The sequence below is a fragment of the Chryseobacterium sp. IHB B 17019 genome (assembly GCF_001456155.1).
Lineage (GTDB): Bacteria > Bacteroidota > Bacteroidia > Flavobacteriales > Weeksellaceae > Chryseobacterium.
On the sequence record NZ_CP013293.1, the window covers coordinates 58,129 to 85,069 of the forward strand.

Genomic DNA, 26,941 nt, shown 5'->3' on the forward strand with positions numbered 1-26,941 from the left:
GCGGATTTTTATTATTCAACAAACGAATAAAATTCTTGCTTTTCGTTATTTTGGTTTAAAAAGTCATTCCAACACCGGCAGAAATTCTTCCGCCATCAGAACCCGTGAAATAATTCAGTCTTGCCGAGAACATCTCTACAATGCTCAGCCAGAATCCACCACCAATTGACTGGTGCCATTTATTAGAATCTTCATGGTCATTCCATACTCTTCCGATGTCATAACCTATTAGAATTCCCATATTTGCAGGGACAATATTATTTTTTACTCTTCCAAAATCCCAACGGATTTCCGAATTATTTGTAAAGTAGGATCTTCCTGAAAATCTGTCGTTTCGGAATGCCCTCATCCCGTTATTCCCGCCGATTGCTGCAGCCTGATAGAATTCAAAATTGTTATTGTTGATCCACATAGCATTGCTGGAGTTGGCAAAAACAAAATTGCCTCTGTTATCGATTCTATGATCAAAAGATAAGGTTCCTGTCAGGATTAAAAAGTTTTTATCAAAATTTGAAAGATTGGTTTTCCAATCAGCATTTACGGTGAATTCCAAGCCTAGAGTAGGGAAGGCCGTATTGTCCAGATTTTTATAACTGAAAGTGTAATTTGCTCCTGCAAACTGTTGATTATTAAAAACATCTGGTCTTACATCTGGAGAGATATCTACGAAACGGTCACCATTCCTTTGAACTTTATTATTTTCAAAAGTTAATTGAAATTGATGAAATAAATTCGCCCAGCTTTTTGTGGAAATAGAAGGAGCGAAATTAAATTTAGAAATTCTTGCCCTGTTGTATTCCCTTTCTGTAACGTCTTTATCGTATTCACTTTCATTGGACAGCCCGAAGAAGTTCTCAGTAAAACGCGGAGTGGTAAAACCGGCATCAAGGTTAAAATCCCAACCTGCAATTGCTTTCTTGAAAATTCCTCTGTAAACAGCATTAAATCCACCCGTAGCAGTGTAAAAATTAACTTTTAAACTATGTTTTTGAGTATAAGGTGCACGGATAAAATTATTCACGGTATAATTTGCCAAAACGCCCAGTATCACCCCGTCATCCGGATTGTAATCTGCGTTGGGATAGCCTGCGAAGAAATTATATTTGGGGTGCTTGTAGTTGTAAGTATTAATATCATAGTCGTCCGAAATATTTTTCGTCGTACCATGCGTATTATATGTATTTTTTTGCGACTTAAAGTCATAAATTCTCACCTTGCTTCCATTCGCAACGTTATAAGTGTCGTGGTTGTATCCTCCGATTAATCTGATGTTGGTTTTAGGCTTTCCATCACCTGATACTTCATAAATATCGTCATCTTCAAGACCATAAATCCACAGCTCTTTCGTTTTGGAATCTTCGTAAGTTTTTTCAAAAACCAATTCGGGATTTTCTTTATTCTTGTCTAATTTATACTGTTTTACATTAACTGAATTTCCGGTTTTTGTAATCACGAATTTGTCCGGATTTACCGTTCCTGCCAACGGAACTTTTTTCTGTAAAACATCATAATATTGTGAAGCGTAAGACTGTAATTTGGTCTTTCTTAATTTTAATTTTCGTTGAATATCTGCAATCGTTTCATCTTTTACTTCTTTCGGTAAATTGTTGAAAGCTTCGTCAATATCTTTATCTGTCAAATGCTCCTGGATATATTTTGCCTGTTCGATCCATTCATTTTCAGTTGAGCCTTTTAAGAAAATAAGGTCAAGAGGGTAGGGTTCCATCGCCAGCCATTTTACACTTTTAATATCATCTTTAAAGGTTTTCATGTGTCGGATTGCCGGAATATTCATGATGATTTTGAAAGCAGCACCATCATATTTACTGAAGGCCTGATCCCTGTCTCTCGGTATCGGCTTGTAAATTATTTTGTCACCATCCTGATATTCTGCCCATTTCCATTGGTCCGCATGTCGGTCCCAATCACCGATCAGCATGTCAAAAATTCTTGCTCTGATGTAAGTTTCCTGATCTACAGAATATTTGTAATTTTTGTTAAAATTTTTAAGAACATCATCTGTTGAAACAATGTCTTTTGCATTATTTAAAGCCTCTAAAGTTTTCGGATCTGCAGAAAACCGTTCTTCAACCATATACATTTCATCGCCATAATTGACATTGTATTCACCTAAAGCTTGTTGCTTAGGGATATAATATAATCTCGGGTTGCTGTGGATAAGATTCAGTTTGTCTGCCATATTTCCCACTGCAAAAGGGGTGAACGGATGATTGGTTGTATAGAAATCGAGTAAGAATTTTTCCGGGAAAGTATTGTTTAATTCATTTCCGAAAGTACTTTTCTTAAAAGCCATATTGTTAAGAAAACGAACTGCACTTTTTTTAACGCCTCTCATTACAAATTCCTGTCCGTCCTTAGATTTTAGTCTTAAGCTATTTGATTGATTTCCACCACCTTCTCTGAAAGGTGTATATCCTCCGTCAAGCTCGAAAAGATTGGCTGTAGAGGCTTCAATTGGCATTCCGTAATATTTTCTGTAATGCTCTCCCCAAAGCCATCTGTAAAATTTTCCTTTTTCTGTTAATTTTTTAGGATAAATTGTAGTTGAAAGAGTTGAAGGAAATGAGTTCGGGTAATTATTGACAAATCCTTTAGGTTTATCCATCACCTGAATGTGTGAAATTTTCCCTAAATTATTATCTTTCGTAGAATAATATTCAACGTCTGAACTTTGATCTTTTCTAATATTTAAAATAGCAAAACCACTTCCTCCATAAGAAAAATCAGTTTTCTCGCCAATGGTTGCGGGATCAACTTTTGAACCGGCCCCACTGATGATTTGTCTGATATTCCTATCCTGATGATATTGCAGATTATGGTCATGTCCCGAAACGAAAATAACATTTTCTTTTTCCTGAACTATACTTTTTATTCGGTCAGCTAAATTAGCATAATGTTGATTATTAATATCTTCCGGATTTGCTCCCGAAGAACTTCTCAATACATTGATTACGCTGGCCACTCCCGGAACCGGAATTTTACTTTTTAAAGGAAAAAGATGTGATTTTGCAGAATTATAGCCTGCATGGGTCCCACTGCTGATAATGGGATGATGGAGGGCGACAATAATTTTTTTGTCCTGATTTTTATTAATCAAATCTTTAAATTCAATGAAAAGATCTTCCCTCGTTTTGATATCACAATTTTTATTGATACCCGGATATTTATCCCAGTTTAGTAAAGCCCATTCCGTATCAATGACAATTAATTTTATATCTTTTGTTAAGCTTATATCGTCAATTGGGCAGGAGTTTTTCGGGAGAAAAGCTTTTTTATCGTTAAAATAGTTTTTTACAAATTCTTCCTGAGCTTTCAGGCCGTCCAAGCCGTTGTACCAGTCGTGATTCCCGGGAATTATCAATGTTTTTCCCTTGAAATTCTTTGTAATGGTTAATTGATTTTCGAGTTTTTGTTTTGCTAAAGAATAATTTTTATCAGATTCTTTAGGCATTCCGATGGGATAAATATTATCACCCAAAAAAATTAGCATTGAATTTTTATCCGCTGTTTCTAGTTGGCCTTTAAGTAAATTCAATGTATTTTGAGCTTGAGCTTCATCTGCATTTCCGGCATCACCAATTAAGAAAATTTTAAAGTCATTTTCAGATTTTATATCAGAACTTTCTATTTCAGATAAGTTTTTACCCTTTTTTACGTTATATGTTGCGCAGGAATAGAGAACTCCGGCAGATAATACTACTCTAAGGACAACGGAAGTGTTTTTTAGATGAGTTTTCAAGGATAAATTCATAAATTTACATTAACAAAATTTCGATGATGAACATTTTACAAAAAGCCAAAGATTATGTTGAAATCTTATTCAAAGATAAGCTATCTTCGGTATATTTTTATCATAATTTTATACATACTACGTATACAGTCAACAAGGCTGAGGAAATTATGAAAAATACATCTGTTTCCAAAGAAGACCAGGAGAAAGTATTATTGGCACTTTGGTTTCACGATGCGGGATATACAGAATCAGCTGAAAATCATGAAGAAAAAGGAGTTGGAATTATGAAGAATTTTCTTCAAAAAGAAAATTATCCCGAAAGCTATATTGATGATGTTACAAAACTAATTTTGGCAACAAAGATCACTTATGAACCTCAAAACCTTTTGGAAAAAATTGTAAAAGATGCAGATTGCAGCCACTTTGCAAGCCATGATTACAATGATATTTCAGATGCTTTAAGGAAAGAATGGGAACTTACGAATGTAAGATGTTTTTCTAATGATGAATGGAACGCAGGAAATCTCGATATGCTGAAAAATAAGCATAAATTTTATACTGATTTTGCAAAAGAATACTGGCAACCTTTGAAAGAGAAAAATATTAAGAAAATTGAGAAAAAACTAGAAAAAGAAGAAGATAAAAAAGAAAGCTCTGAAAACAAAAAAGAAAAAGAATCAAAATCAGACAGAAGTGTCGATACTTTGTTTAGAGTTACGTTGAATAACCATACAAGATTGAGTGATATTGCCGATAGCAAAGCCAATATTTTGCTTTCCGTAAATGCGATTATCATTTCGGTTTGCCTTTCTGTTTTGGTTCCGAAACTGGATACTCCTAAAAATTCTCACTTGATTATTCCAACTTTTTTGCTGTTGTTTTCAAGTGTTTTGACGATTATTTTTGCCATATTGTCTACGAAACCAAACGTTACAAAGACAAAATTTACCAACCAGGATGTAGCGGACAGAAAAGTAAATCTTTTATTCTTTGGGAATTTTAATAGAATGATTTTCGATGATTACAGCTATGCAATGAAAGATTTAATCAAAGATCGTGAGTATATTTACGATTCTATGGTGAAAGATTTATACTATTTGGGAAAGGTTTTAGATAGAAAATACAGGCTTTTGTCCGTTACGTATAAAATTTTTATGGCAGGAATTATTATTTCAGTATTATCTTTTGGTTATGCGTTTCTATCACTTTAAAAGATGAAAAATAAGCTATATTAAACTCATTTCAGATAATTAGTTTTATGCTAAAGAAACTCTTAATGCAAGCAGACCTGTAATTCCTTGTAAATCTTCGACTTTTAAGAATTCAATATCATTTTGAAGAATCTCTTTTTTCTGTAATTTATTAATATATTCCAGATATTCTTTTTGATTTTCCATGCCGAAATAGACAATTGTGATTTTTCCGGGACATGTAATTCTTTCTGTTGAATCTTTAATGTGGGCTTTGTCGAGTCTTTTTTTAATGATTTCGTAGTAAGAATTGTAGGCCCCATCTACATCAAATCGTTTTTCATCCATTCGGAAACGGATGTCGATTTTTTCATTATAGACAAAAATTAATGAAGCAATATCGAGTGAAATGGGAAGATCTTTCTTAAAATTCTGAAATTCAAGTTCCATATTACACATCGTTTTCAACTGCCAGTATCTTAGTTTATGGACAATTTTTGAATGGTAATGCAATTCCGGAGCAATATTCTGGCCGGTATATAAGTTATGTTCAACACCATCGGATTTGAACCTTTCATAATAATGAGGAAAAATCTGTTGCGCTTTTACCTGACTTTCATCTAACATGTCGGCTAACTTTCTGTTAACTAAAGTAATAGAATCGTCCAGGCTTTTCCTGTTGCCGTAAAAAAGATCATTTTGAGTAAAAACCTGTGCGAAATAATCTTTAATTTTTGCTTTTACTTCACTTGAAGATTTTATTTCCAGTTTGGCCTGTAAATAAGGATGGATTTCTTCCCTCAACAGCCTTTGAAAACGCTGTTCGCTGTCAGCTTTAATTTCATTATTCAGCTCATTCTCAAAAATGTCCAATGCTAATAAATATTTTTCTGAATCCGAATTTACGAGCGAAAAAATTCCATGGAGACATTCAATCTGCTGATTAAGATCTTCCAGCATTAAATTAAAACGTTTCTCCGAAGACGAACGAATATCTGAAAAACCAAATAACGGCGTAAGGTTTTTAAACGAAATCTGTTTTAAAGTGTATATTTTTTTTGAAAGGGAAGCATTGAAATATTTTTCCGCTTCATTTCTGAATTTCCAGACCACACTGTCGTGAATGGTCGTATACTCCCTTTGAATAATTGCTTCGATCTGATAATTTTTTTCAAAGCTGAAACGGTTCAGAGAAAACAAAATCATATCCGTAAAGAATTCCATCTTCTTTAGCTTTAATCCGTTGAAGCTGTTTGGGACAGGAGAGGTGAATTCCATAATCGCCAGTAATTCATTGTCTTTCATGATTGGAATGACCATGAAACTGTTGATTTTATTGTTCTTTAAAATTTTAAATGATGGTAATGATTTTATCTCATGATCCAGTTTTTCTACATTTGAAATAACGATCGGTTTGGAATTGTGATTCAGATTGTTAAATGTATTTTTTCTGGTTTCTTCATCAAAAGCATTAATCCAGAAATCTAAAATATGATTTGTAAACAGATTTTCATAAATAGGAAGTTTTTCAAGCCTTTGATCTTTTTTGTTGAAAAGCATTAACCCGAAATTAAGTTCAGGTACATCAAAATATGACTTAAAAATCTCGATCAGGTTTTCATCCGGCGAAAGATTTTCAGGATCAATGCTTATCATGCTTGACTTTAAATCTGATAGGGCAACCTCGGAAGTGCAATCAACAAGGGAAATAATAGTGAAACCCTTCAATATCCATGAACTTGGTGGAAAATATTTTTTCCAAAGCTTAAAATCATCTATGTTCTCTAAAAGAGTATCCAATACTTCATCAGAAGGAATTTTAGCATTATCGGTAGGAAAAATTTCTGTAAAATCTGAGTTTACCGTAATTTTATAATGTTTCATGATTCCCTGTTTGTTGGGAATATCATAGTAAAAAGGTTGTGTGATTTTTATATTCTTTTTAAAGTAGCTTTGCAATATAAGGCAACAGCAGAAGACATAAAATTCATCGTCATCTATGTTTCTGAGCTCTATTTCAAAGTCTTTTCCGGCATCTTTCAGAATGTTTTTAAATCTTTCCGTATAATTAAAAGTAATATTTGACAGTGGAATACTTGCCGCTTTTATTTCATTATTGGTGAGACCGGTTGGGAAAAGATCAGCTAACAAAAGTTTGATAAGCTCTTCGTGTTTTTCAAGCAGAGCAATATCCTGAAACCCATCTTTGAATTCCTGAAAATTCTTTGTTTTGTCAATCAGCGATTGGGCATAGTTGACACGGTATTCCAAACGGTCATTGTACCGGATATGTTCCAACACATCCAAATACTTTTTGAACGAAATGAATACCTGAAATGGAGCTTCTTTTTTGTAAAGATTTGACAAAAGCTGAAATTTAAGTAAAGTTAAAAAAAAACCACAACTTCAGGGTTGTGGTTGATATTTTTTATTGACTTTTTACAGTCCGAATTGTCTTGCAAATAAATCCGGAAATACTCCTAAAATAATAATTGAAGCGATAACAAAAACGGCAACAATATTATAAGTAATCGTTACTTTCTCCGAAGATTTGAATGTGCTTTCTTTAAAGAAGAACATTGATATAATTAATCTTAAATAATAAGCAATTGAAACTGCAGATCCTAAAACCGCGATCAATACTAAGAAAACCCCATGTTTAGAATTCATTGCCTGGGAGAATAATGCAAATTTCCCCATGAAACCAGCCGTTAACGGAACTCCAGCCATAGAAAGCATTGAAATTGCAGCTACGGTTGCTAATAGAGGCTCAGATTTTGCCAATCCTTTGAAAGCTCCGAAAGAAGTTTCTCTTTTCAGTTTTTCTACATAAATAAGACACATGAAAACTCCTACTGTCGATAAAGAGTAAGCAAATAAGTAAAATGCTAAATTATAAGTGGAAAGGCTCGTCATTCCGAAGAAAACCAACCCGATGTATCCTGCGTGTGAAACTGAAGAGTATGCCAACATTCTTTTTGCATTCGTTTGAGCAAGACCCATAACGTTCGCCAAAAGCAAAGTAATGATTAAAAATACTCCGAAAACATTAATCCATTCTTCTGTAACACCACCGAATCCGATGGTCATTAATCTGAACAAGGCAAAAAATCCTGAGATTTTCACAACACTCGCCATAAACGCCGTGATCAGTGAAGGTGCTCCGTAATACACATCAGGACTCCACATGTGGAAAGGGGCCAATGCTACCTTAAATGCCAATGCACAAAGGATTAATAAAACTCCTAAAATAAACATGGCATCTTTAGGATTTGAAACTCCGAAATCCTGGATTTTATATAAATCAAAACTTCCGGTACTTCCGTAGATAAATGCAATACCGAACAGTAAGAAACCTGTTGCAAATGCACCCATCAGGAAATATTTGATAGAAGCCTCGTTTGATCTTAAATCAGTTTTATTAGCTCCGGCCATTACGTATAAAGGAATAGAAAGGATTTCAACTCCCAGGAAAAGCGTTACTAAATTCTGGAATCCGAAAAGGGTAATTCCACCGCAAAGTGCAAAAAGCATCAATGCATATAATTCTGACTGGTGGCTTCTGTGGTTGCTGAATGCAAAACCTCCCAAAAAGAACAACAATAATGTCGTTACGATTGATATTTTAGTGAATAACGCAGTATTTGCAGTATAGTCGTACATGTGTCTGTACTGTTCGAAGAACGCACATTCCGGCATGAAACTTACACATAATGCGATGATTAATCCCAAAATCCCAATGTATCTTGCGAATTTCCCTTGTTCAAAAACTCCTGAAAATAACGCAACAACTGCCGTTAGGAAAACAATAATTAAAACACTCATTTTTTAAAATATCAAATTAACTTACCATTGATTGGTAGATAAACCTCACTGAACTACTCACCATTTCGATTACCGGCTGTGGGAAAATACCAAGTATAATCACAAAAACCGCTAAACTTGCCAATACGGAAAATTCTACTGCGGATAAATCTTTTGCTGTACTTAAAACCGCTTCATCACCTTGCCCGAACATTGCTTTTCCGTAAAATCTCAATAAATATACAGCAGCAAGAATGATCGTAAGACCTGCAATTACCGCTGCAGTTCCATTAAAATCATAAATCGATTTCAACAAAATAAATTCTCCGATGAATCCGTTGGTCAATGGAACTCCCATTGAACCTAGTATAATGATCAAGAATAATACGGCAAACTTAGGAGCTACTTTTGCAAGACCTCCCATTTGTCTGATATCTCTTGATTTAAATCTCTTATATAAAATATCACAGCAGTAGAATAGACCTACCACGTTGATACCGTGAGCAAAAGTCTGTACCAATGCACCTTCGGCACCTTCAATATTGAAAGTTCCTCTTAAAGTAATCACCGCAGAAGCGAAAATACCCGCTACCATCAGTCCAACGTGAGAGAAAGAAGAATACGCAATGATTCTCTTCATATCTGTTTGAATAATCGCGATTAATGCACCGTGAACAATTCCGATAATAGCAAGGATGATTACAATCTGTCCGGAAATTCCTGCAATTGGAAGGGGAGTAATTGGTAATAAATAACGCATAACTCCATAAATCGCCATTTTCAGCATGATCCCTGATAATAACATTGATCCCTGAGTAGGAGAGTAGGTGTAGGTATCCGGCTGCCATGTGTGGAAAGGGAATACCGGTAATTTCACTGCAAAAGCAAAGAAAATAAACCAGAAAACCACTGTTTGCTGTACTTCGTTTAATTGAGCATTGTATAAATCAGTTAATGCAAATGAAGCGGAGTGATTGTAAACATAAATCAATCCGGCTAACATGAATAATGATCCAACGAATGTATAGACGAAGAATTTTGTAGTGAATTCAAATCTTTTATTTTCCTGTCCCCAAAGTCCGGCAATGAACCAGATCGGAATCAAAGTTACTTCCCAGAAAATGTAGAATAATAATCCGTCAAGCGAAGTGAAAACTCCTACAAGCCCGAACTGCATTAGCAAAATCAAACCGTAGAATGTATTTCTGTAGCTTACATTTTCGTTAAAAGAAGATAAAATAATAATTGGCGCTAAAATATTAGTCAACAACAAAAGAAGCAAACTCATCCCATCGATCCCGAAGTGAAGAGAGCTTTTAATGAATTGTGACCATGGATAATTGATCTCGTGCTGTAAAACGCTGTCTACCGTTGGATTAAAATTAAAATCCGCCGCAATGTAGAAAGTTACAAGCATTTGAATCAATGCAATTCCCAGTGCCAAATATTTGCTGGAATTGTTTTTCCAGGCAAAAACTAATCCCGAACCTACTAGAGGTAATAGTAATAATGTTAATAGTAAATAAGACATTATTGTAATATAAAGTTAACAATCAGTATAATTCCCACAGCTAAAGACATGACAAGAATGTAATTCTCAACATTTCCGTTCTGGATACGTTTCATAGCTTTTCCGCTATCTTCAGCACCGTCGCCCACAAAGTCCACAAAACGATCAAGAATACCTTTATCAAACATCTTTCCTCCGCGTCCTAACCCTTCAACAGTTTTTACAATCAATGCATTGTAAAGTTCGTCAATATATAATTTTCTGGCAGACAGTTTTTCCCATCCTGTGTACATTTCTTCCGGTTGTGCCTGTTTTTTCTTGTTAACATAAGTATTTTTAACAATAAACCAAACACAGAAGAACATCAGAACTGTCGCTCCCAATAACATCATTTCAGTACCAAACGGAACTGCAGACAATGTAGTTTCCATTTGTTTAAAGCTTTCCGCAGTAAGAACCGGTTTCAGCCATTCCATTAATTTGGCGTAATGACCGTGGCCGATGAAGTGAGGAAGGTTAATTAAACCACCCAAAACAGAAAGAATAGCCAATACGATCAATGGAATTGTCATATTAGACGGGCTTTCGTGTAAGTGATGCTTCTGTTCGTCCGTACCTCTGAACTCTCCGTGGAAAGTCAAATAATACAATCTAAACATATAAGTTGCCGTAACAGCTGCTAAAATGAATAAAATCACCCAGTAAACCGGATTTTTAGCAAATGCTGCGACTAGAATTTCGTCTTTAGAAATCATCCCCGAAAGTAAAGGGAATCCTGAAATTGCCAGTGTTCCGATAAGGAAAGTAGCATGAGTAAGAGGAATATATTTTTTAAGACCTCCCATGAAACGCATATCCTGTTCGTTGCTCATGGCGTGGATTACAGAACCTGCTCCCAAGAACAATAGTGCTTTGAAGAAAGCGTGTGTCATTACGTGGAACATAGCCGTTGTATAAGCTCCTAATCCTAAAGCGATGAACATAAATCCAAGTTGTGAAACTGTGGAATATGCCAAGACTTTTTTGATATCGTTTTGACGAAGTGCGTAGAATCCTGCTAAGGCAGCGGTTAGAAATCCGATGAATAAAATTCCTCCCTGAACTGTTGGCGCCAAAGTAAATAAGAAGTTTGATCTTACTACTAAATAGATACCCGCCGTTACCATCGTTGCCGCGTGAATCAACGCAGAAACCGGAGTCGGACCGGCCATCGCATCCGGTAGCCATGTATATAATGGAACCTGAGCAGATTTACCTGTTGCACCGATAAATAAACTCGCCGTAATGAAGATAATTACGCTTCCGTCTAATTCAAATTTGCCTGCGTTTTCCGCTACTGTTAGATAATCAACAGCGTTGGTTTGTCCGGCAATCATGAAGATACCGATCAATAACGCAAGGTCACCGATTCTGTTCATGATGAAAGCCTTTCTTGCTGCTTTACCATATTCTTCGTTGGTATACCAGAATCCGATTAGTAAATAAGAACACAATCCTACACCTTCCCATCCGATGAACAGGATCAGGTAGTTGCTTCCCATTACCAATAATAACATGGAGAAGATAAATAGATTTAAATAAGTAAAAAACTTATAGAAACCTTTATCATGGCTCATATATCCGATAGAGTACAGGTGAATCAAAGAGCCGATACCTGTAATGATCATAATCATCATTAATGACAACTGATCGATCTGGAATCCGAAATTGATCTGAACTCCATTTACTCTAAACCATTCAAAAGCTCTTACAATGACAGCAGGGCTTTCTGAATCGAAATTCATGAAAATACTCACAGCGATACAGAACGGAATAAAAACCATTGCCGTAGCTAAGGAGCCCACCAATATTTTTGGAAGATTTTTCCCGAATAAACCGTTTATAAGAAACCCTAAAAGTGGTAAAAGTATTATTGCATATACTAGATTTTCCATTCTTATCCTCTTAATTTATTAAATATACTTACATCAACAGAACGGGTATTTCTATACAGCATAGCAATAATTGCCAAGCCTACCGCTACTTCCGCAGCAGCCACCACCATAATGAAGAAAACTAAAAGTTGTCCGTCGCCGTTACCTTTGTACGCTGAAAATGCAGCCAATAAAAGGTTTACAGAATTCAGCATAAGCTCTACACAACCCAAAATAACAATAGCATTTTTTCTCAACAATACTCCCAACACTCCCAGGCAGAATAATACTGACGAAAGAATGATGAAATAATTCAGAGGGATGCTTTGTATAAATGTATTTACTTCTCCCATAATTTTATAAATCTTTTTTACCGATTAATACCGCACCTACAATACCTGCCAAAATAAGGATGGATGCAAGCTCAAACGGCAAAACATATTCATTAAACAAAAGTCTTCCCAGATTTTTCGTAAGACCAACTCCTTTATCTACGTTTTCAACAACGATATGATCCTGCTGAACCCCTCTGAATACGCCTAAAACTCCAATTAATAAGAGACCGGCTGTAAAAACTCCAACAAATTTTAAAGTATTGTTCTTCTTACTTTCGTCTTGCTTATTAAGGTTAAGCATCATCAAAATATAAAGGAATAGTACCATGATGGCACCGGCGTACACTATAATCTGGATAATCGCAAGGAATTGTGCATTCAGAAGAATGTACATGCCCGCAATAGAAAACATTGTAACAATTAATGACAAAATAGCATATAAAGGATTTCTGGCGAATACGAAGTAAACCGCACTTGCCACTGCTAAAAACGCCACCAAGAAAAATAAAAACTGATCCATTATTTTACCGCATTTTTTTGTTTCTCGGATTGTCTTTCAGTGATATCAATCCTTTCGTTTATTTTTTCAACTAATTTATCTTTTCCATAGATGAAAGAACCTCTGTTGGTTTCCACATCCACCAATCTGTCTGTAAGATAGATCGCAGACTTTGGACAGGCCTCCTCACACATACCGCAGAAAATACATCTCAGCATATTGATTTCGTATACTGAAGCATATTTTTCTTCTCTGTAAAGGTGTTTTTCTTCTTTAGTTCTTTCGGCGGAAGTCATCGTAATTGCTTCTGCAGGGCAAGCCACTGCACAAAGCCCGCAAGCCGTACATCTTTCTCTGCCTTCTTCGTCTCTTTTCAAAACGTGCTGGCCTCTCCAGATATCCGCTCTCGGTTTCTGTACTTCCGGATATGAATATACTGCGGGAGCACCTTTCAATACGGTTCTTACAGCATGCTTGAATGTAATCCCCATTCCTGTAAAAATGGCAGGAAGGTAGATTTTTTCAGCAAGGGTCATTTCTTTGTTTGAAACAACTTTTGATCTGTTCGTAAGTTTCATTTTTTATATTATTAAATGTTAGAAGATGGAAGCTGGGAGATGGAAGTTTATCGCATCATCACATCAACTCATCATCACATTATCAAATTTCAAATTAATTTAATTTCCAAATGCTAAAATTACAGCTCCTGTAATCAGCAGGTTTACCAATGCCATTGGAATTAAAGTTTTCCAACCTAAGTGCATTAATTGGTCATATCTGAATCTTGGAAGCGTCCATCTGATCCACATAAAGATCAAAATTCCGATTACCGTTTTTGTTAAAAATGCTCCAATACTAATAATTCCGGCAACGTTTTCTCCCCAGTTCTGAGTTACCCATTCAATGCCCGGGTAGTTGTAACCTCCGAAGAAGAGAACCACCATGAACGCATTGGAGATAAACATATTCACATATTCACCAAACATATACAACCCTAACTTCATTGATGAATATTCCGTAGAATATCCTGTTACCAATTCAGATTCACACTCAGGCAAATCGAAAGGGTGTCTGTTGGTTTCTGCCAAAGCGGCTGTAAAGAATACTAAGAATGCAATTGGCTGGTAGAAAATATTCCAGTTCAGACCGGAAACCCAAGGAATAACTCCCCATAGTTTTCCCGTTGTCTGATTTTCGGTAATTACTTTTAAATCTAAACTTCCAGTCATCATAATGATAGAAAGTAAAGCCAATCCCATTGCCAATTCGTAAGAAATCATTTGAGAAGAAGCACGGATGGCACCTAATAATGAATATTTATTGTTCGAAGCCCAACCTCCGATCATGATTCCGTATACACCGATGGAAGCCATTCCGATGATGAAAAGTACCCCAACATCAATGTTGGCAACCTGTAAATCAAAAGAAGTACCTCCGATATTTAAACTTTTACCCCAAGGAATAACCGCTCCTGTAATTAATGAAATAAACATCACCAAAGCAGGTCCCAGTACAAAAAGGAATTTCTCTGCATTAGCAGGCGTAAAATCTTCTTTAAAGAAAAACTTTCCACCGTCTGCAAGAGGCTGCAGCAACCCGAAAGGTCCGGCTCTGTTGGGACCAATTCTATCCTGCATGATTGAGGCAACTTTTCTTTCTGCCCATGTAGAGTAGGCCGCAATCGTCAACGAAAGCAGGAAAAGCGCTAGTACAAGTATAAGTTTAAATGTAAGTAAATCCATTTTTTATTTATTTAGATACTAGATATCAGATGTTAGATGTCAGATTTTAAAATCTGTTGTCTGCTGTCTGAAATCTCATGTCTTAAAGATTAAAATTATTTTTCGTCTTTTTCACTTATTTCTTTCGCCATCGGATTGTCTAAAACTCTTAGCTCATCCTTAGGTTTTTCATAATGATTCAATGAAATAACTGAGTGTCTGTCGATATGCCTAGGACCTTCAAGATTCCAGTCTGAAAGTTCTTTTCTTTCGAAACGACATGTGTCACAGATGAACTCTTCAACTTCTCCCCACTGGTCTTTTCTGGCTGTCACTCTTATGATTTCGTCACCTTTCATCCAAACCGTAGCTTTTCCTGAACATTTATCACATTTGCAAGAAGCGTTCATTGGTTTTGTGAACCAAACTCTGCTTGCAAAACGAGCCGTTCTGTCTGTTAATGCACCTACCGGGCAAACATCGATAATGTTTCCGATAAAGTCATTATCTAAAGCTTTATTTAAATAAGTAGAAATTTCAGCGTGATCTCCTCTGAAAAGAATTCCGTGATCTCTTGATTCAGTTAATTGATTAGCGGTCAATACACATCTTGCACACAGAATACAACGATTCATGTTCAATTTGATATTCGGACCAAGATCATCGGCATCGTAGGTATTTCTTTCAAATTCAGTTCTTGTTTCCGGGTTTCCGTATTCGTAACCTAAATCCTGAAGATGACATTCACCGGCCTGATCACAGACAGGGCAGTCTAACGGGTGATTTACCAATAAAAACTCGGTGACAGCTTTTCTGCCTTCCTGAGCTTTTTCGGAAGAAAGGTTTTTCACTTCCATACCATCCATTACGTTCGTTCTGCAGCTTGCAACCAATTTTGGCATAGGGCGAGGATCTGCTTCAGACCCTTTAGAAACTTCTACCAGGCAAGTTCTGCATCTACCTCCGCTGGTTTCCAATTTGCTGTAGTAGCACATTGCAGGAGGTACAGATTTTCCACCGATTTGTCTTGCTGCTTCCAAAATAGAAGTTCCAGGCAAAACTTCAGTAGTCTGTCCGTCTATTGTTATTTTGAATTTTTTAACCTCTTCGCTCATATTTCTATGCTTTTCGCTTATGCTGTTTTAAGCAGTTCAGCTATATTTTAATTATACTTCTTTGTATTAAATGTATATCCGATTCCAAAATCTACCTCCCCGTACACAAAATCCTGTGAAGCCTTATCCGGCTTGTTGTTGAGAGTAGTTTTGATATCCGGCATATTGATGTACCCGAATTTTCCTTCTACCTGAACCACAATATGTCTTATCGCAACAATACTCAATGCCGCTCTGATATCTGCCCCGAAACCTGCAAGATGGAATCTGTCGCTTCTTTCATTTCCCATCAGCCTTACATTGGATTTTGGTAATAAAGCTCCAATTCCGGCTCCGTAGCTTACAAAAATATCAATATTGTTTTTGTTTAAAATATTATGATATTTCTGAGCACCAACGTTGATATAGTTAAGACCGTCTGTATGTTCAAATGTCAATAATTTTGCATCACTTAAATCTACCTTTCCATCCTGTACCAGGGAAGCATATTCGGGATTATTGATATATCCTTTAAAATCTACTGTCTGGTTCTGATCCATTACATATTTCATGTGATCCATTCCTAAAGTAATGCCTAAATTATCTTTAGGAAAATAGGTAATCCTATAATTCACCTGCGGAATTGTGATTGAACCGGGATTGAAATACACTCCCCAATCAAATTTCGTCTGTCTGTCGTGCGCTACCACGTTATTCAGTTGGAAATCATATCCATCCCCTTTAAAATGAATATCTGAATTCGAATATACTGAATTGTTCCACCCCCAGAAAACCATCACTGACCCTTTTTTAAATGGATCCACGTGACTTTTTTGAGCATTCAAGCCCAAAGTTACTGTTAATAATAACAGTAATAAACACTTTTTTATCACCTTAGTTTTGTTAGTTTAGAATTTAAATGGACGGTGCCGGAATAGGATCTGCATAATTCGCTAAACCATAGTTTTGTGTCAAACACAATTCCGGATTTTTTACGTGCCACTCAAATTCATCCCTAAAATGACGTATCGCTGCCGCGACAGGCCAAGCTGCTGCATCACCCAAAGGACAGATGGTATTTCCTTCGATTTTTCTCTGGATATCCCAAAGAAGATCGATGTCTTCCATTTTTCCTTCTCCCTTCTCAATTTTCTTTAAAATTTTGTGCATCCATCCCGTACCTTCACGACATGGAGTACATTGTCCGCAACTTTCGTGATGATAAAATCTCGCTAAAGTCATGGTATGTTCTACGATACACTGGTCTTCATCCAATACGATGAAACCTCCAGAACCCATCATTGTTCCGGTAGCGAAACCACCGTCTGCCAATGATTCATAGTTCATGTATCTCGGTTCTCCGTTTACTGTTTTCAATAATAAATTTGCCGGAACAATCGGTACAGAGCTTCCGCCCGGAATACAAGCTTTTAATCTTTTTCCGTTCGGGATACCGCCGCAATATTCATCGGAATAAATGAATTCTTCAACCGTAATGGTCATATCGATTTCATAAACTCCCGGTTTATTGATGTTTCCGCAGGCAGAAATTAATTTTGTCCCTGTAGATCTTCCAACTCCGATTTTAGCGTATTCAGCTCCTGTAATATCAATGATTGGAACGATTGCTGCGATAGATTCAACATTATTTACCACCGTTGGTCTTTCCCAAAGTCCTTTTACAGCAGGGAATGGCGGTTTTAATCTCGGATTTCCTCTTTTACCTTCAAGAGATTCCAGCAATGCCGTTTCTTCACCACAGATATAAGCTCCACCACCTCTTTGAACGTAGATTTCGCAATCGAAACCTGTTCCTAAGATATTTTTACCTAAAAATCCTGCAGCTTTAGCTTCTTCAATCGCTTCTTCTAAAATATCCGGAATCCATGAATATTCTCCACGGATGTAGATATAAGAGACATTTGAACCTAAACAGAAAGATGATATCAACATTCCTTCGATCAATAAATGAGGAAGAAACTCCATTAAATATCTGTCTTTGAAAGTTCCTGGTTCAGATTCATCGGCATTTACTACCAGGTGTCTTGGTACGCCTTCCGGTTTTGCCAGAAAGCTCCATTTCATCCCGGTTGGGAATCCGGCTCCACCACGACCACGAAGTCCGGAAGTTTTTACTTCTTCCAAAATTTCGTCGGGTGTCATTTTCAAGGCTTTTTCAGCTGCTGTGTAACCTCCCTGTTTACGGTAAGTTTCAAAGTAGCGAATACCTTCTATATGTGCGTCTTTAAGTAAAAGTTTTTTACTCATTGTTATTTGCTTATTGCAATTGGCTTTTGGCTTCTTGCATTAATTATGATTAAACGTTAAGTGATAATTTAAAATCTAAAATTTAGAATTTAAAATTTCTATTAATCCAAAGCAATTTGTCCCTGTCTGCAAAGATCAAGGATTTCATCTACTTTTTCTATCGTTAAATTTTCGTGATAAAATTTTCCTAACTGCAACATCGGTGCATATCCGCAGGCACCAAGACATTCAGCAGGTTTTAATGTGAACATTCCGTCTTCTGTAGTTTCACCGTCTTTAATGTTCAGTTTTGTTCTGATATGGTCTAGGATTTTTTCGCTTCCGCAAACCATGCAAGGTCCGGTTCTGCAAACTTCCAAAACGTATTTACCAACCGGCTTCATATTGAACATGGTATAGAAAGTTGCCACTTCGTATACTTCAATTGGCTTAATACTCAACAATTCCGCAACATAATCCATCACAGGAACGTCCAACCATCCCCCGAATTCTTTCTGTGCCAAATGCAGGACAGGAAGAAGAGCAGATTTTTGTCTTCCTTCAGGATATCTCGCGATAATTTTATGTACCTGTTCTAAACTTTCCGGTTTAAAAGCTATTGTTTCGCTCATTTTATTTATAGATTAAAGAACAAAGAACCAAGAGAAAAAGACTTTTGATCCGTGATCTAAATTCAATTTTATTTAATTTGAAGAAAGTCTTTATTCTTTCTTCTTTTATCTTTTTTGTCTATATATTATGCGTCTAATTCTCCCGCAATAATATTCATACTACACATCGTAACGATTGCATCTGAAATTACAGAACCTGTAATCATCTCAGGATAAGCCTGATAATAGATGAAGCATGGTCTTCTGAAATGCAGCCTGTAAGGACTTCTTCCGCCGTCACTCACCAAATAGAAACCTAATTCTCCGTTTCCCCCTTCTACAGCGTGGTAAACTTCACCTTTCGGCACGTCGGTTTCTCCCATTACAATTTTGAAATGGTAAATCAATGCTTCCATTTTTTGATAAACATCAGCCTTTTCAGGAAGATAGAAATCAGGAACATCCGCATGGAATGGTCCTTCAGGAAGATTTTCGTATGCTTGTTTGATGATTTTAATAGATTCCCAGATTTCCTGCTGACGAACCATGAAACGGTCGTAAGTATCTCCGGATGTTCCCACCGGAATGATAAAATCGAAATCCTCGTATGAAGAATAAGGTTGTGCCACTCTCACATCATAATCTACTCCTGCTGCACGTAAATTCGGGCCGGTGAAACCATAGCTTAATGCTCTTTCTGCAGAAATTGCTCCTGCACCGATGGTTCTGTCCATAAAGATTCTGTTTCTTTCCAATAAAGTACAGAATTCTTTGAATCTTGGTGGGAAAGTTTTAAGGAAATCCTTTAACAACTCATGGAATTTTGGAGTGAAATCTCTTTCAAAACCTCCGATTCTTCCCATATTTGTTGTCATTCTTGCTCCACAAATCTGCTCGTACATATCATAAATACGTTCTCTTTCGATGAACATATAGGTAAGACCGGTAATTGCTCCGGAGTCCATTCCGGTTACCCCGTTACAGATCAAGTGGTCACCAATTCTTGCCAATTCCATCAAAATGACACGCATATAATCTACACGTTTAGGAACTTCAACGCCAATCAGCTTTTCAACTGTCATGTGCCAACCTAAATTATTGATAGGTGCAGAACAGTAATTCATACGGTCGGTAAGGGTAGTGATCTGAGAATAATTTCTTCTTTCAGAAATCTTTTCAAATGCTCTGTGGATATAACCTACAGTCTGCTCAGCGTGAAGGATTCTTTCTCCGTCCATCGTTAAGATATTCTGGAAAATCCCGTGCGTTGCAGGGTGAGTGGGTCCTAAATTGAGGGTATATAACTGACCGTCAATCTGCTCCTTGCTGTCGTATTGGTTAAGTATATTAGATAATGAGTTATCTTTCATAATAATTTAAATGCTTTAGGCTCTAGGCTCTAGGCGTTAAGCTTATTGCTTACTGCTTATTGCTTATTGCATTATTTTTATCTTCCGAACATTGCATCGTCCTTATCTGTTCTTGTGCCATCTTCAAGACGATATTCCTTCAACATGGGGTGGTATCCAAGATCTTCCATATTTAAAATAGCTCTAAGATCCGGATGTCCTTTAAATTTAATTCCGTAGAAATCATAAGTTTCTCTTTCCATCCAGTTGGCTCCTGCGTATAAATCTACCAAAGAATCAACTTCGATATTTTCTCTTGTCATAAAGATCTTCAGGCGTAATCTGAAATTAGCCATCATATTATGTAAGTGATAAACAACGCCTATTTCTTTGTCTGGAAATTCTGGGTAATGGATTCCACAAATATCTGTAAGGAAGTTAAATTCCAATGATGAATCTTTCAGATAATGAATGATTTTCTTGATATCATCTTTCTTCACCTCAATGGTTAACATTCCATAAGGCTCTGAACTTTCGATTACAGATTCCGGAAATTCTCTTGTGATTGCTTCTAATACAAATTCGTTCGTCATTTCCGTTTTAGTTGCTAATGTTGTAAGAATCTAACAATTTCTGGTATTCCGGCATATCTCTTCTTCTGATGCTTTCGCTTTCTGCTAAAGCCTGAACCTGCATTACACCTTCAATAATCTGCTCCGGTCTTGGAGGACATCCCGGAACGTAAACGTCAACCGGAATAATTTTATCGATTCCCTGTAAAACAGAGTATGTATCAAAAATACCACCGCTGGAAGCACAAGCTCCAACTGCAACCACCCATTTCGGCTCTGCCATCTGAGTGTAAACTTCTTTTAGGACAGGGCCTAATTTCTTAGATATAGTTCCGCAAACCATCAGCATATCTGCCTGTCTTGGTGAGAAAGAGTTTCTTTCCATACCAAATCTTGAAGCATCATAAGTAGGGTTCAGGGTAGCCATAAACTCGATACCACAACAAGAGGTTGCAAAAGGCAACGGCCAAAGAGAAAATTTTCTTGCCATCCCGATCACACTGCTCAGTTTCGTTGCGAAAAATCCTTCTCCTTCAAATCCTTCGGGAGCAGGTGCATCTGTTCTTATTACTGGTTTGTTATCTGACATTTTGTTTGATTTAATGATTTTAATTTAGATTCAAAATCGGTGTTAATGTTAACTTAACTCTAATTTTTCTGATCTAAAATGGTCATTTAAAATTTCTATTCCTTTTTATTTATCCCAGTCCAAAGCGCCACGTTTCCATACATAGAAAAATGCCATGAAGAAAATCGCCACGAAGGTAAGTACTGCCAGGAATCCTTCCATTCCGAATTCTCTAAAATTTACAGCATAAGGATAAAAGAATACGATTTCTATATCGAATAATACGAATAATACCGCAGTCAAAAAGTATTTAATGGAAAACGGTGTTCTTGCATTTCCTTCTACCGGGACTCCACATTCCCAGCTTTGGTTTTTCACAGAATTTCCTTTTTTCTGTTGCGGACCTAAAAAATGCGCTCCAAGCAAAGAAACCGCTACGAATGCTATCGCAACACCTGCCTGTAAAAGGATTGGAATATAACTTTCAGGTAAATTCATTTTTGCATTATTATCTCAATTTGCAAATTTACAGAATAAACAAGAAAGCATGAAATTAATAAGCTTAAAAGTGGGATGAAATTAGGGAAAAACGATAATTTAGAATCAATAAAAATAAGACTTATTTCTTCATTTTTTTTAACAGGGAATAGGCCAGAAACGAAATATATCCAAAAATCACACTTGCATAGATAATGTTGACAGCGGTATTGGTTCTGTCATCTGCAATCTGAAAGAACAGATTATAAGTGATATATCCGGCTACTAAAATCCCAAAAATAATAAGTTGTGGCTTCATGAAAAGAGTTATGAGTTTTGAGTTATAAATTATGAGTTTAGTTTAATTATGAATTTTTAGAGTTATTCTTAAAGTACTTAATAATTAAGTAGTCTGAATTTAATTCATAACTCATAATTTATAACTCATAACCAGTTAATTATCAATATTTAATGAATATGTTCTTCTTCTTTTATGGTTCACGGGATTGTAATCCTGCCAAAGAACCTGTACGCTTTTATTTTCTTCCAGTTCCGGGTTTGTTTCGGCAAAATCAATTCCCATACTTGTAAATCTCACGAAAATTTCTTTGAAAATAATCGCTGTCACGCCACGTCTTTGATACTCGGGGTGAATTCCTATTAAATAAAAATTAGCGCGGTCGTTTTTCTTGCTAGCCTGTAAAAAATGCCACCATCCGAATGGGAATAGTTTTCCTTTCGATTTCTGTAAAGCCTTTGAATATGAAGGCATTGTGATGGCGAAGGAAACCAATTCATTATTTTCATCAACCACACAAATCACATAGTTTTTGTTAATAAAAGGGAAATATTTTTCCTTGTAAGTCTTTATTTGTTCGTCAGAAATAGGGGTGTATGTAGAAAGATGCTTGTAAGTTTCATCCAATAGTTTAAACATAGGTTCCACAAAAGGCAAAATCTCTTCTTTTGATTTGAAAGGAAGAACCTTTAGTTTGTATTTCTGAGCAATTAATCCACTGAATTTCTCCACTTTTTCAGGTAAAACTTTTGGAAAATTCATTTCAAATTCTACCCATTCTTTTTCCTTGACCATACCGAGATCTTCAAGATGTTTTGGGTAATATTCATAATTGTAAATCCCAATCATAGTTGCCAGTTTATCAAAGCCCATGGTCAGCATTCCGGCTTTGTCGAGATTGGTAAAGCCCATTGGTCCCTCGATTTTATTAATGTCGTTCTCTTTGGCATAATCAATTGCTTTCTGAATTAAAGCTGAGGAGACCTCCTTGTCATCAATAAAATCAATCCACCCGAAACGAACTTTTTTAATGCCCAGTTCTTTTTCTTCTTTGTGATTGATGATCACAGCAATTCTTCCCACCACTTTATTGTCTTTTAAGGCAAGAAACTGCTTGGATTTTGAATACTGTAAAGCCGGATTTTCCTTTGCATCCCAAATTTTAAATTCGTCTTTAATAAAGGAAGGAACAAAATATGGATTATTCTTATAAAGATTCATCGGAAATTTTACGAATTCTTTCAACTGACCGGCAGTTTTTACTTCAATAACTGAGACTTTTGACATAGTGTTTTGGGGAGAATTAATGAGCAAATATAAATAATTTAAATGTAATACTTTGGCATAGTTTTTACATCGTTATTGTATAAATATAGATAGAAATGATGGGTTATTACATAATTATCGGAATTTCAATGTTGGTCAGCTGGTGGGTTTCATCAAGATTGAAGTCGAAATTTGAGTATTATTCCAAAGTGCACCTTAAAAACGGGCTTTCAGGAAAAGAAGTGGCAGAGAAAATGTTGAGAGATAACGGGATCAATGATGTCCAGGTGATTTCCGTTCCGGGACGATTAACAGATCACTATAATCCGGAAAATAAAACAGTAAATCTTTCAGAAGGAGTATATATGCAGAGAAATGCAGCAGCAGCGGCTGTTGCAGCTCACGAATGTGGTCATGCTGTACAGCATGCGGTGGGTTATTCAATGCTACAGTTGCGTTCAAAATTAGTGCCTGTTGTTAATATAAGTTCTAATTTAATGCAGTTCGTTCTTATTGCAGGTATTGCCATTATGGCAGCAACGAGATCAATAGAAGATCCTAACGGAAATACAACGGTATTAGCAATCGGGGTATTGATGTTTGCATTTACAACTCTTTTTGCCTTTGTCACACTTCCGGTGGAGTATGATGCGAGTAATAGAGCGATGAAATGGCTAAAAGACACAGGAACAGTGACTTCCGAAGAATATATCGGAGTTCAGGACAGCTTAAAATGGGCCGCCAGAACGTATGTGGTGGCAGCTATTGGTTCACTGGCACAACTTCTCTACTGGGGATCTTTATTACTTGGTAGTAGGAGGGATTAATATTAATTCAAAAAGAAACATATGCATCTTGGAAGTTTTCTGAGATGCTTTTTTATTTTAATGATAATAACTCTGTCAAATTTGATATTTTTGATGAAACATTACTAAAGTTTCGATGCACGAAAGAGAAATATCAGGAAAAAAACAAGTTGATTATTTAATAAAGATAATTGCTTTTTTCTGGTTGATAACTAAAGTTTGGAGTTACAAAACCTGGATTACGGAAAGGATATATCCGGTAATTCCGCCTTTGGATATTTTAAAAAATGTTCCCGATTTTTTGCATGTATTTTTATTTGGATGCTCTCTTTTGGCTTTGTTAATGATATTATTCAAAGAAAGCCGATTGCTTCTTGTATTTCTGTTTTTTTCTGAATTGTTGAGCTGCTTATTGGATACCGCAAGATGGCAGCCCTGGGAATATACATATATGTGCTTTATTTTAATTGTGATAGTTAATTTTCACAAGCCGAAAAATATAGTATTTCTAAGTCACTTATTTTTAGTTTCAATATATCTTTTTAGTGGCTTACATAAATTAAACAGAGACTTTCTTGTTGCAACATGGCTGAATATGGTTTTAACCAATTTTCTTGGTCTTCCAATGGTTTCTATTTTAAAGTATAAGCTCTTTTTTGTTGGTTTAATAATTCCTTTTGTTGAAATTCTTCTGGCAATATTGCTTTTCTCCTCAAAATCAAAAAGAAAAATCAGTTACCTTTTAATGTTGATTCACCTTGGTATTCTTGTTCTCATCGGGCCGTTTGGATTAGGCTACAATTCTGTGGTCTGGTTCTGGAATTTGGCTATGATTTTTATTTTAATGATTATTTATGTTCAACCGATTGAAGTGGTTAACAGAAATATGCTTGTTTCCCAACTCTATTGGTTTTTGCTTTGGTTTGTAATGCCGGTTTTCAGTCTTTTCGGAAGTTGGTATCAATATTTTTCCTTCAATTTATATTCTGGGAAAGGAGATCAGATGTATATCTGTATTTCCGGACATCAAAAAGAACTGAGTCCTTATTTTGAGACCAAAGGCAATTTTCACTGCAAAGGAACCGACTGTATCAATTTACAAAACTGGGCAATGAAAGAGATAAAATCTTCACCAATTCCTGAAATCGAAATTTATAAAAAGATCGGTGCTTATCTGAAGCACAAGTATCCCAATAATCAATTAAAAATAATCCTTTACAATGCCCATACTCAAAAAAGTGTGGAATTGTGATCTTTTAATTAAAACTAAATTCTACAAATTGCAGGTTCGTGAGGGATTCCACAATTTCGTCCTTATGTTTTATTTTTATTTTGGCTAAAATTGAAGCTTTTTCCTGCGAATCGAAGTTGATGATTTTCGCATCGTATTTTGAAAGTAAAGTGAAGATAATATTTTGTTGATTAAAATTAAACAGGATTTCAATCTCTGTTTCTAGTTCTTTGGTGATAATATTGGCTTCCTCCAACGTGATTTTTGCGGATTCCTTGTAAGCTTTTACCAAACCCGAAACTCCTAATTTTGTACCGCCATAATACCGGACTGAAATAACCAGGACATTGGTAATCTCATGCGCCAATAACTGATTGTAAATTGGTAAACCGGCACTTCCGGAAGGTTCTCCGTCATCGTTGGCGCGGTAGTTTTCTCCGTTTAATCCCATCCTAAAAGCATAGCAATGATGGGTCGCTTTTGGATGTTCGGACCTTACTTTTTCTAACGCTTTTTTTAGTTCTTCTTCATTATTCACCGGAAAGGCAAATCCTATAAACTTGCTTCCTTTTTCTTTTAATAAAGTGTTTTCAACGGGTTTTTCTATGGTTTTGTACTCGAACTGCATTATCCCTCTTTCTTATAAAATTGAATTAAATTATCTCTAAAATTTTCAATAGTATTTGGTGTAAAATCAAATTCCGGAGCTTTTGTACCATTTTCCAGTTTCAGGTTTTCATTTTTTATAACAATCGCTTCATCCCAAAGATTAGCATTGATAAATTCCTGCAAAGTAAAACGCCCGCCTTCAATAATCACCGACTGAATCTGTTCTTTATATAAAGCATTCATCAGATCAGGCAAGAAATTTTCCTTTTCTATTTTAATAAACTGAATATGACCAAAATCTTCTTCTTTAACGGAATTAAAAACCAAAGTTTTAGCTTCCTGATTATAAATTCTGAAATCCTGAGGAACTTTCAAGTCAAAATCAATTAAAATTCTTACTGGATTTGTGCCTTCAACATTTCTTACCGTTAGGCCCGGATTGTCATTCAGTGCAGTTTGTGTTCCGACTAAAATTGCGTGTTCATCGGCTCTCAACTGATGTACAAATTGATTTACAAGAGAATTTGAAATGGAAGTTGGCTTAAAATCTTTATCTAAAAAACCATCACCAGATTCCGCCCATTTCAAAATAATATATGGTCTTTTCTTTTCGTGATAGGTGAAAAATCTTTTATTTAATTCAATACATTCTTTTTCCAAAATTCCCGAAACAGCCTCAATTCCCGCATCCTGAATGATTTTTTTTCCCTTTCCGTTCACTTTGTCATGAGAATCCATCGCACCAATAACCACTTTTTTGAATCCTAGTTCTTTGATTTTTAAAGCGCACGGCGGTGTTTTTCCGTAATGAGCGCACGGCTCCAACGATACATAAATCGTAGATTCCGGAATAAGGCTTTTGTCTTTAACGGAATTGATCGCGTTTATTTCAGCATGATTTTCCCCGGCTTTGTGATGATAGCCTTCACCAATGATTTTTCCCTGATGAACGATCACACTTCCCACCAAAGGATTCGGGTAAGTTTTACCGATGGCTTTCTGAGCCAGCTCGATGCATCTTTTTATGTAAAATTCGTCTTGCATAGGTATGAAAAAAGCGAAGACAAATTACTTTGCTCCGCCTTTT

24 protein-coding genes are annotated in these 26,941 nt (G+C 36.0%); 3 read left to right on the forward strand and 21 right to left on the reverse strand.

The genetic code is table 11. The features are described 5' to 3' along the window. Positions 1 to 55: 55 nt before the first annotated feature. Positions 56 to 3,760: a metallophosphoesterase gene (locus ATE47_RS00300; RefSeq protein WP_335338440.1), complete on the reverse strand. Its 3,705-nt coding sequence runs from the start codon at positions 3,758 to 3,760 to the stop codon at positions 56 to 58. Positions 3,761 to 3,798: 38 nt separating this feature from the next. On the opposite strand from ATE47_RS00300, the gene ATE47_RS00305 reads away from it, so the two are divergent. Further along, entirely contained in the window at positions 3,799 to 4,965 is a 1,167-nt protein-coding gene (locus ATE47_RS00305) for a Pycsar system effector family protein (protein ID WP_062160089.1), read from the forward strand. Positions 4,966 to 5,010: 45 nt separating this feature from the next. Here the strand turns inward: ATE47_RS00305 and ATE47_RS00310 are convergent, their stop codons facing one another. From ATE47_RS00310 to ATE47_RS00390, 18 genes are all read right to left on the reverse strand, one after another. Next, a complete protein-coding gene (locus ATE47_RS00310) occupies positions 5,011 to 7,311 on the reverse strand; it encodes a GAF domain-containing protein (RefSeq protein ID WP_062160090.1) in 2,301 nt (766 codons plus the stop codon). 72 nt (positions 7,312 to 7,383) lie between these two features. After that, entirely contained in the window at positions 7,384 to 8,769 is a 1,386-nt protein-coding gene (locus tag ATE47_RS00315; RefSeq protein WP_062160091.1) for an NADH-quinone oxidoreductase subunit N, read from the reverse strand. 16 nt (positions 8,770 to 8,785) lie between these two features. Further along, positions 8,786 to 10,279, reverse strand: a complete 1,494-nt coding sequence (locus tag ATE47_RS00320) for a complex I subunit 4 family protein (protein WP_062160092.1) — start codon at positions 10,277 to 10,279, stop codon at positions 8,786 to 8,788. Then, positions 10,279 to 12,192 (reverse strand): NADH-quinone oxidoreductase subunit L, encoded by a 1,914-nt coding sequence (nuoL, locus tag ATE47_RS00325; protein WP_062160093.1) that lies wholly within the window; start codon positions 12,190 to 12,192, stop codon positions 10,279 to 10,281. The genes ATE47_RS00320 and nuoL overlap by 1 nt, the downstream gene beginning before the upstream one ends. A gap of 2 nt (positions 12,193 to 12,194) precedes the next feature. Further along, positions 12,195 to 12,524 (reverse strand): NADH-quinone oxidoreductase subunit NuoK, encoded by a 330-nt coding sequence (gene nuoK, locus ATE47_RS00330; protein ID WP_027380123.1) that lies wholly within the window; start codon positions 12,522 to 12,524, stop codon positions 12,195 to 12,197. 4 nt (positions 12,525 to 12,528) lie between these two features. Continuing rightward, positions 12,529 to 13,026 carry an NADH-quinone oxidoreductase subunit J family protein gene (locus ATE47_RS00335; protein WP_062160094.1) on the reverse strand — a complete coding sequence of 166 codons (498 nt, stop codon included), beginning with the start codon at positions 13,024 to 13,026 and terminating at the stop codon, positions 12,529 to 12,531. After that, the gene (locus ATE47_RS00340; protein ID WP_062160095.1) at positions 13,026 to 13,583 is read right to left on the reverse strand and encodes a NuoI/complex I 23 kDa subunit family protein; all 558 of its coding nucleotides are present in this window, start codon (positions 13,581 to 13,583) and stop codon (positions 13,026 to 13,028) included. Before ATE47_RS00340 ends, ATE47_RS00335 begins: the two co-directional genes overlap by 1 nt. 99 nt (positions 13,584 to 13,682) lie before the next feature. After that, complete coding sequence (gene nuoH / locus ATE47_RS00345; protein WP_062160096.1) at positions 13,683 to 14,747, reverse strand: NADH-quinone oxidoreductase subunit NuoH; 1,065 nt, start codon at positions 14,745 to 14,747, stop codon at positions 13,683 to 13,685. A gap of 95 nt (positions 14,748 to 14,842) precedes the next feature. After that, positions 14,843 to 15,841 carry a 2Fe-2S iron-sulfur cluster-binding protein gene (locus ATE47_RS00350; protein ID WP_062160097.1) on the reverse strand — a complete coding sequence of 333 codons (999 nt, stop codon included), beginning with the start codon at positions 15,839 to 15,841 and terminating at the stop codon, positions 14,843 to 14,845. Between the two features lie 47 nt (positions 15,842 to 15,888). Next, the gene (locus ATE47_RS00355) at positions 15,889 to 16,644 is read right to left on the reverse strand and encodes a hypothetical protein (RefSeq protein WP_228376296.1); all 756 of its coding nucleotides are present in this window, start codon (positions 16,642 to 16,644) and stop codon (positions 15,889 to 15,891) included. A 91-nt stretch (positions 16,645 to 16,735) separates the two neighbouring features. After that, complete coding sequence (gene nuoF, locus ATE47_RS00360) at positions 16,736 to 18,088, reverse strand: NADH-quinone oxidoreductase subunit NuoF (protein ID WP_062160099.1); 1,353 nt, start codon at positions 18,086 to 18,088, stop codon at positions 16,736 to 16,738. Between the two features lie 101 nt (positions 18,089 to 18,189). Further along, complete coding sequence (locus ATE47_RS00365) at positions 18,190 to 18,699, reverse strand: NADH-quinone oxidoreductase subunit NuoE family protein (protein ID WP_062160100.1); 510 nt, start codon at positions 18,697 to 18,699, stop codon at positions 18,190 to 18,192. A 125-nt stretch (positions 18,700 to 18,824) separates the two neighbouring features. Beyond that, positions 18,825 to 20,048, reverse strand: coding sequence for an NADH dehydrogenase (quinone) subunit D (gene nuoD / locus ATE47_RS00370; RefSeq protein ID WP_062160101.1), 1,224 nt, complete (start codon positions 20,046 to 20,048; stop codon positions 18,825 to 18,827). A 77-nt stretch (positions 20,049 to 20,125) separates the two neighbouring features. Further along, positions 20,126 to 20,620 carry an NADH-quinone oxidoreductase subunit C gene (locus ATE47_RS00375; RefSeq protein ID WP_062160102.1) on the reverse strand — a complete coding sequence of 165 codons (495 nt, stop codon included), beginning with the start codon at positions 20,618 to 20,620 and terminating at the stop codon, positions 20,126 to 20,128. A gap of 7 nt (positions 20,621 to 20,627) precedes the next feature. After that, entirely contained in the window at positions 20,628 to 21,188 is a 561-nt protein-coding gene (locus tag ATE47_RS00380) for an NADH-quinone oxidoreductase subunit B (protein ID WP_047397471.1), read from the reverse strand. A gap of 105 nt (positions 21,189 to 21,293) precedes the next feature. Further along, positions 21,294 to 21,665, reverse strand: a complete 372-nt coding sequence (locus tag ATE47_RS00385) for an NADH-quinone oxidoreductase subunit A (RefSeq protein WP_062160103.1) — start codon at positions 21,663 to 21,665, stop codon at positions 21,294 to 21,296. Positions 21,666 to 21,786: 121 nt separating this feature from the next. Continuing rightward, a complete protein-coding gene (locus ATE47_RS19115) occupies positions 21,787 to 21,963 on the reverse strand; it encodes a hypothetical protein (protein WP_181898052.1) in 177 nt (58 codons plus the stop codon). 135 nt (positions 21,964 to 22,098) lie between these two features. Then, positions 22,099 to 23,229, reverse strand: a complete 1,131-nt coding sequence (locus tag ATE47_RS00390; RefSeq protein ID WP_062160104.1) for an N-acetyltransferase — start codon at positions 23,227 to 23,229, stop codon at positions 22,099 to 22,101. Positions 23,230 to 23,324: 95 nt separating this feature from the next. Between ATE47_RS00390 and ATE47_RS00395 the strand changes: the two genes are divergently transcribed. Then, positions 23,325 to 24,035 (forward strand): zinc metallopeptidase, encoded by a 711-nt coding sequence (locus ATE47_RS00395; RefSeq protein WP_185097110.1) that lies wholly within the window; start codon positions 23,325 to 23,327, stop codon positions 24,033 to 24,035. 574 nt (positions 24,036 to 24,609) lie between these two features. Then, positions 24,610 to 25,266 carry a hypothetical protein gene (locus ATE47_RS18975; protein WP_150114744.1) on the forward strand — a complete coding sequence of 219 codons (657 nt, stop codon included), beginning with the start codon at positions 24,610 to 24,612 and terminating at the stop codon, positions 25,264 to 25,266. A 4-nt stretch (positions 25,267 to 25,270) separates the two neighbouring features. On the opposite strand, the gene ATE47_RS00405 is transcribed toward ATE47_RS18975, so the two are convergent. Together ATE47_RS00405 and ribD are read right to left on the reverse strand one after the other, a co-directional pair. Further along, the gene (locus ATE47_RS00405; protein WP_062160107.1) at positions 25,271 to 25,873 is read right to left on the reverse strand and encodes an IMPACT family protein; all 603 of its coding nucleotides are present in this window, start codon (positions 25,871 to 25,873) and stop codon (positions 25,271 to 25,273) included. Further along, positions 25,873 to 26,898, reverse strand: coding sequence for a bifunctional diaminohydroxyphosphoribosylaminopyrimidine deaminase/5-amino-6-(5-phosphoribosylamino)uracil reductase RibD (ribD, locus tag ATE47_RS00410; RefSeq protein ID WP_062160108.1), 1,026 nt, complete (start codon positions 26,896 to 26,898; stop codon positions 25,873 to 25,875). The genes ATE47_RS00405 and ribD overlap by 1 nt, the downstream gene beginning before the upstream one ends. Positions 26,899 to 26,941: the final 43 nt, after the last annotated feature.

Bases quoted from the DNA above. Each gene is read 5' to 3' on its own strand.
- ATE47_RS00390 (WP_062160104.1), bottom strand. From the start codon at position 23,229: ATGTCAAAAGTCTCAGTTATTGAAGTAAAAACTGCCGGTCAGTTGAAA.
- ATE47_RS00375 (WP_062160102.1), bottom strand. From the start codon at position 20,620: ATGACGAACGAATTTGTATTAGAAGCAATCACAAGAGAATTTCCGGAA.
- nuoF (WP_062160099.1), bottom strand. From the start codon at position 18,088: ATGAGTAAAAAACTTTTACTTAAAGACGCACATATAGAAGGTATTCGC.
- ATE47_RS00320 (WP_062160092.1), bottom strand. From the start codon at position 10,279: ATGTCTTATTTACTATTAACATTATTACTATTACCTCTAGTAGGTTCG.
- ATE47_RS18975 (WP_150114744.1), top strand. From the start codon at position 24,610: ATGGTTTTAACCAATTTTCTTGGTCTTCCAATGGTTTCTATTTTAAAG.
- nuoK (WP_027380123.1), bottom strand. From the start codon at position 12,524: ATGGGAGAAGTAAATACATTTATACAAAGCATCCCTCTGAATTATTTC.
- ATE47_RS00340 (WP_062160095.1), bottom strand. From the start codon at position 13,583: ATGAAACTTACGAACAGATCAAAAGTTGTTTCAAACAAAGAAATGACC.
- ATE47_RS00335 (WP_062160094.1), bottom strand. From the start codon at position 13,026: ATGGATCAGTTTTTATTTTTCTTGGTGGCGTTTTTAGCAGTGGCAAGT.
- nuoL (WP_062160093.1), bottom strand. From the start codon at position 12,192: ATGGAAAATCTAGTATATGCAATAATACTTTTACCACTTTTAGGGTTT.
- nuoH (WP_062160096.1), bottom strand. From the start codon at position 14,747: ATGGATTTACTTACATTTAAACTTATACTTGTACTAGCGCTTTTCCTG.
- ATE47_RS00350 (WP_062160097.1), bottom strand. From the start codon at position 15,841: ATGAGCGAAGAGGTTAAAAAATTCAAAATAACAATAGACGGACAGACT.
- ATE47_RS19115 (WP_181898052.1), bottom strand. From the start codon at position 21,963: ATGAAGCCACAACTTATTATTTTTGGGATTTTAGTAGCCGGATATATC.
- ATE47_RS00365 (WP_062160100.1), bottom strand. From the start codon at position 18,699: ATGAGCGAAACAATAGCTTTTAAACCGGAAAGTTTAGAACAGGTACAT.
- ATE47_RS00305 (WP_062160089.1), top strand. From the start codon at position 3,799: ATGAACATTTTACAAAAAGCCAAAGATTATGTTGAAATCTTATTCAAA.
- ATE47_RS00395 (WP_185097110.1), top strand. From the start codon at position 23,325: ATGATGGGTTATTACATAATTATCGGAATTTCAATGTTGGTCAGCTGG.
- ATE47_RS00380 (WP_047397471.1), bottom strand. From the start codon at position 21,188: ATGTCAGATAACAAACCAGTAATAAGAACAGATGCACCTGCTCCCGAA.
- nuoD (WP_062160101.1), bottom strand. From the start codon at position 20,048: ATGAAAGATAACTCATTATCTAATATACTTAACCAATACGACAGCAAG.
- ribD (WP_062160108.1), bottom strand. From the start codon at position 26,898: ATGCAAGACGAATTTTACATAAAAAGATGCATCGAGCTGGCTCAGAAA.
- ATE47_RS00315 (WP_062160091.1), bottom strand. From the start codon at position 8,769: ATGAGTGTTTTAATTATTGTTTTCCTAACGGCAGTTGTTGCGTTATTT.
- ATE47_RS00405 (WP_062160107.1), bottom strand. From the start codon at position 25,873: ATGCAGTTCGAGTACAAAACCATAGAAAAACCCGTTGAAAACACTTTA.
- ATE47_RS00385 (WP_062160103.1), bottom strand. From the start codon at position 21,665: ATGAATTTACCTGAAAGTTATATTCCAATCCTTTTACAGGCAGGTGTT.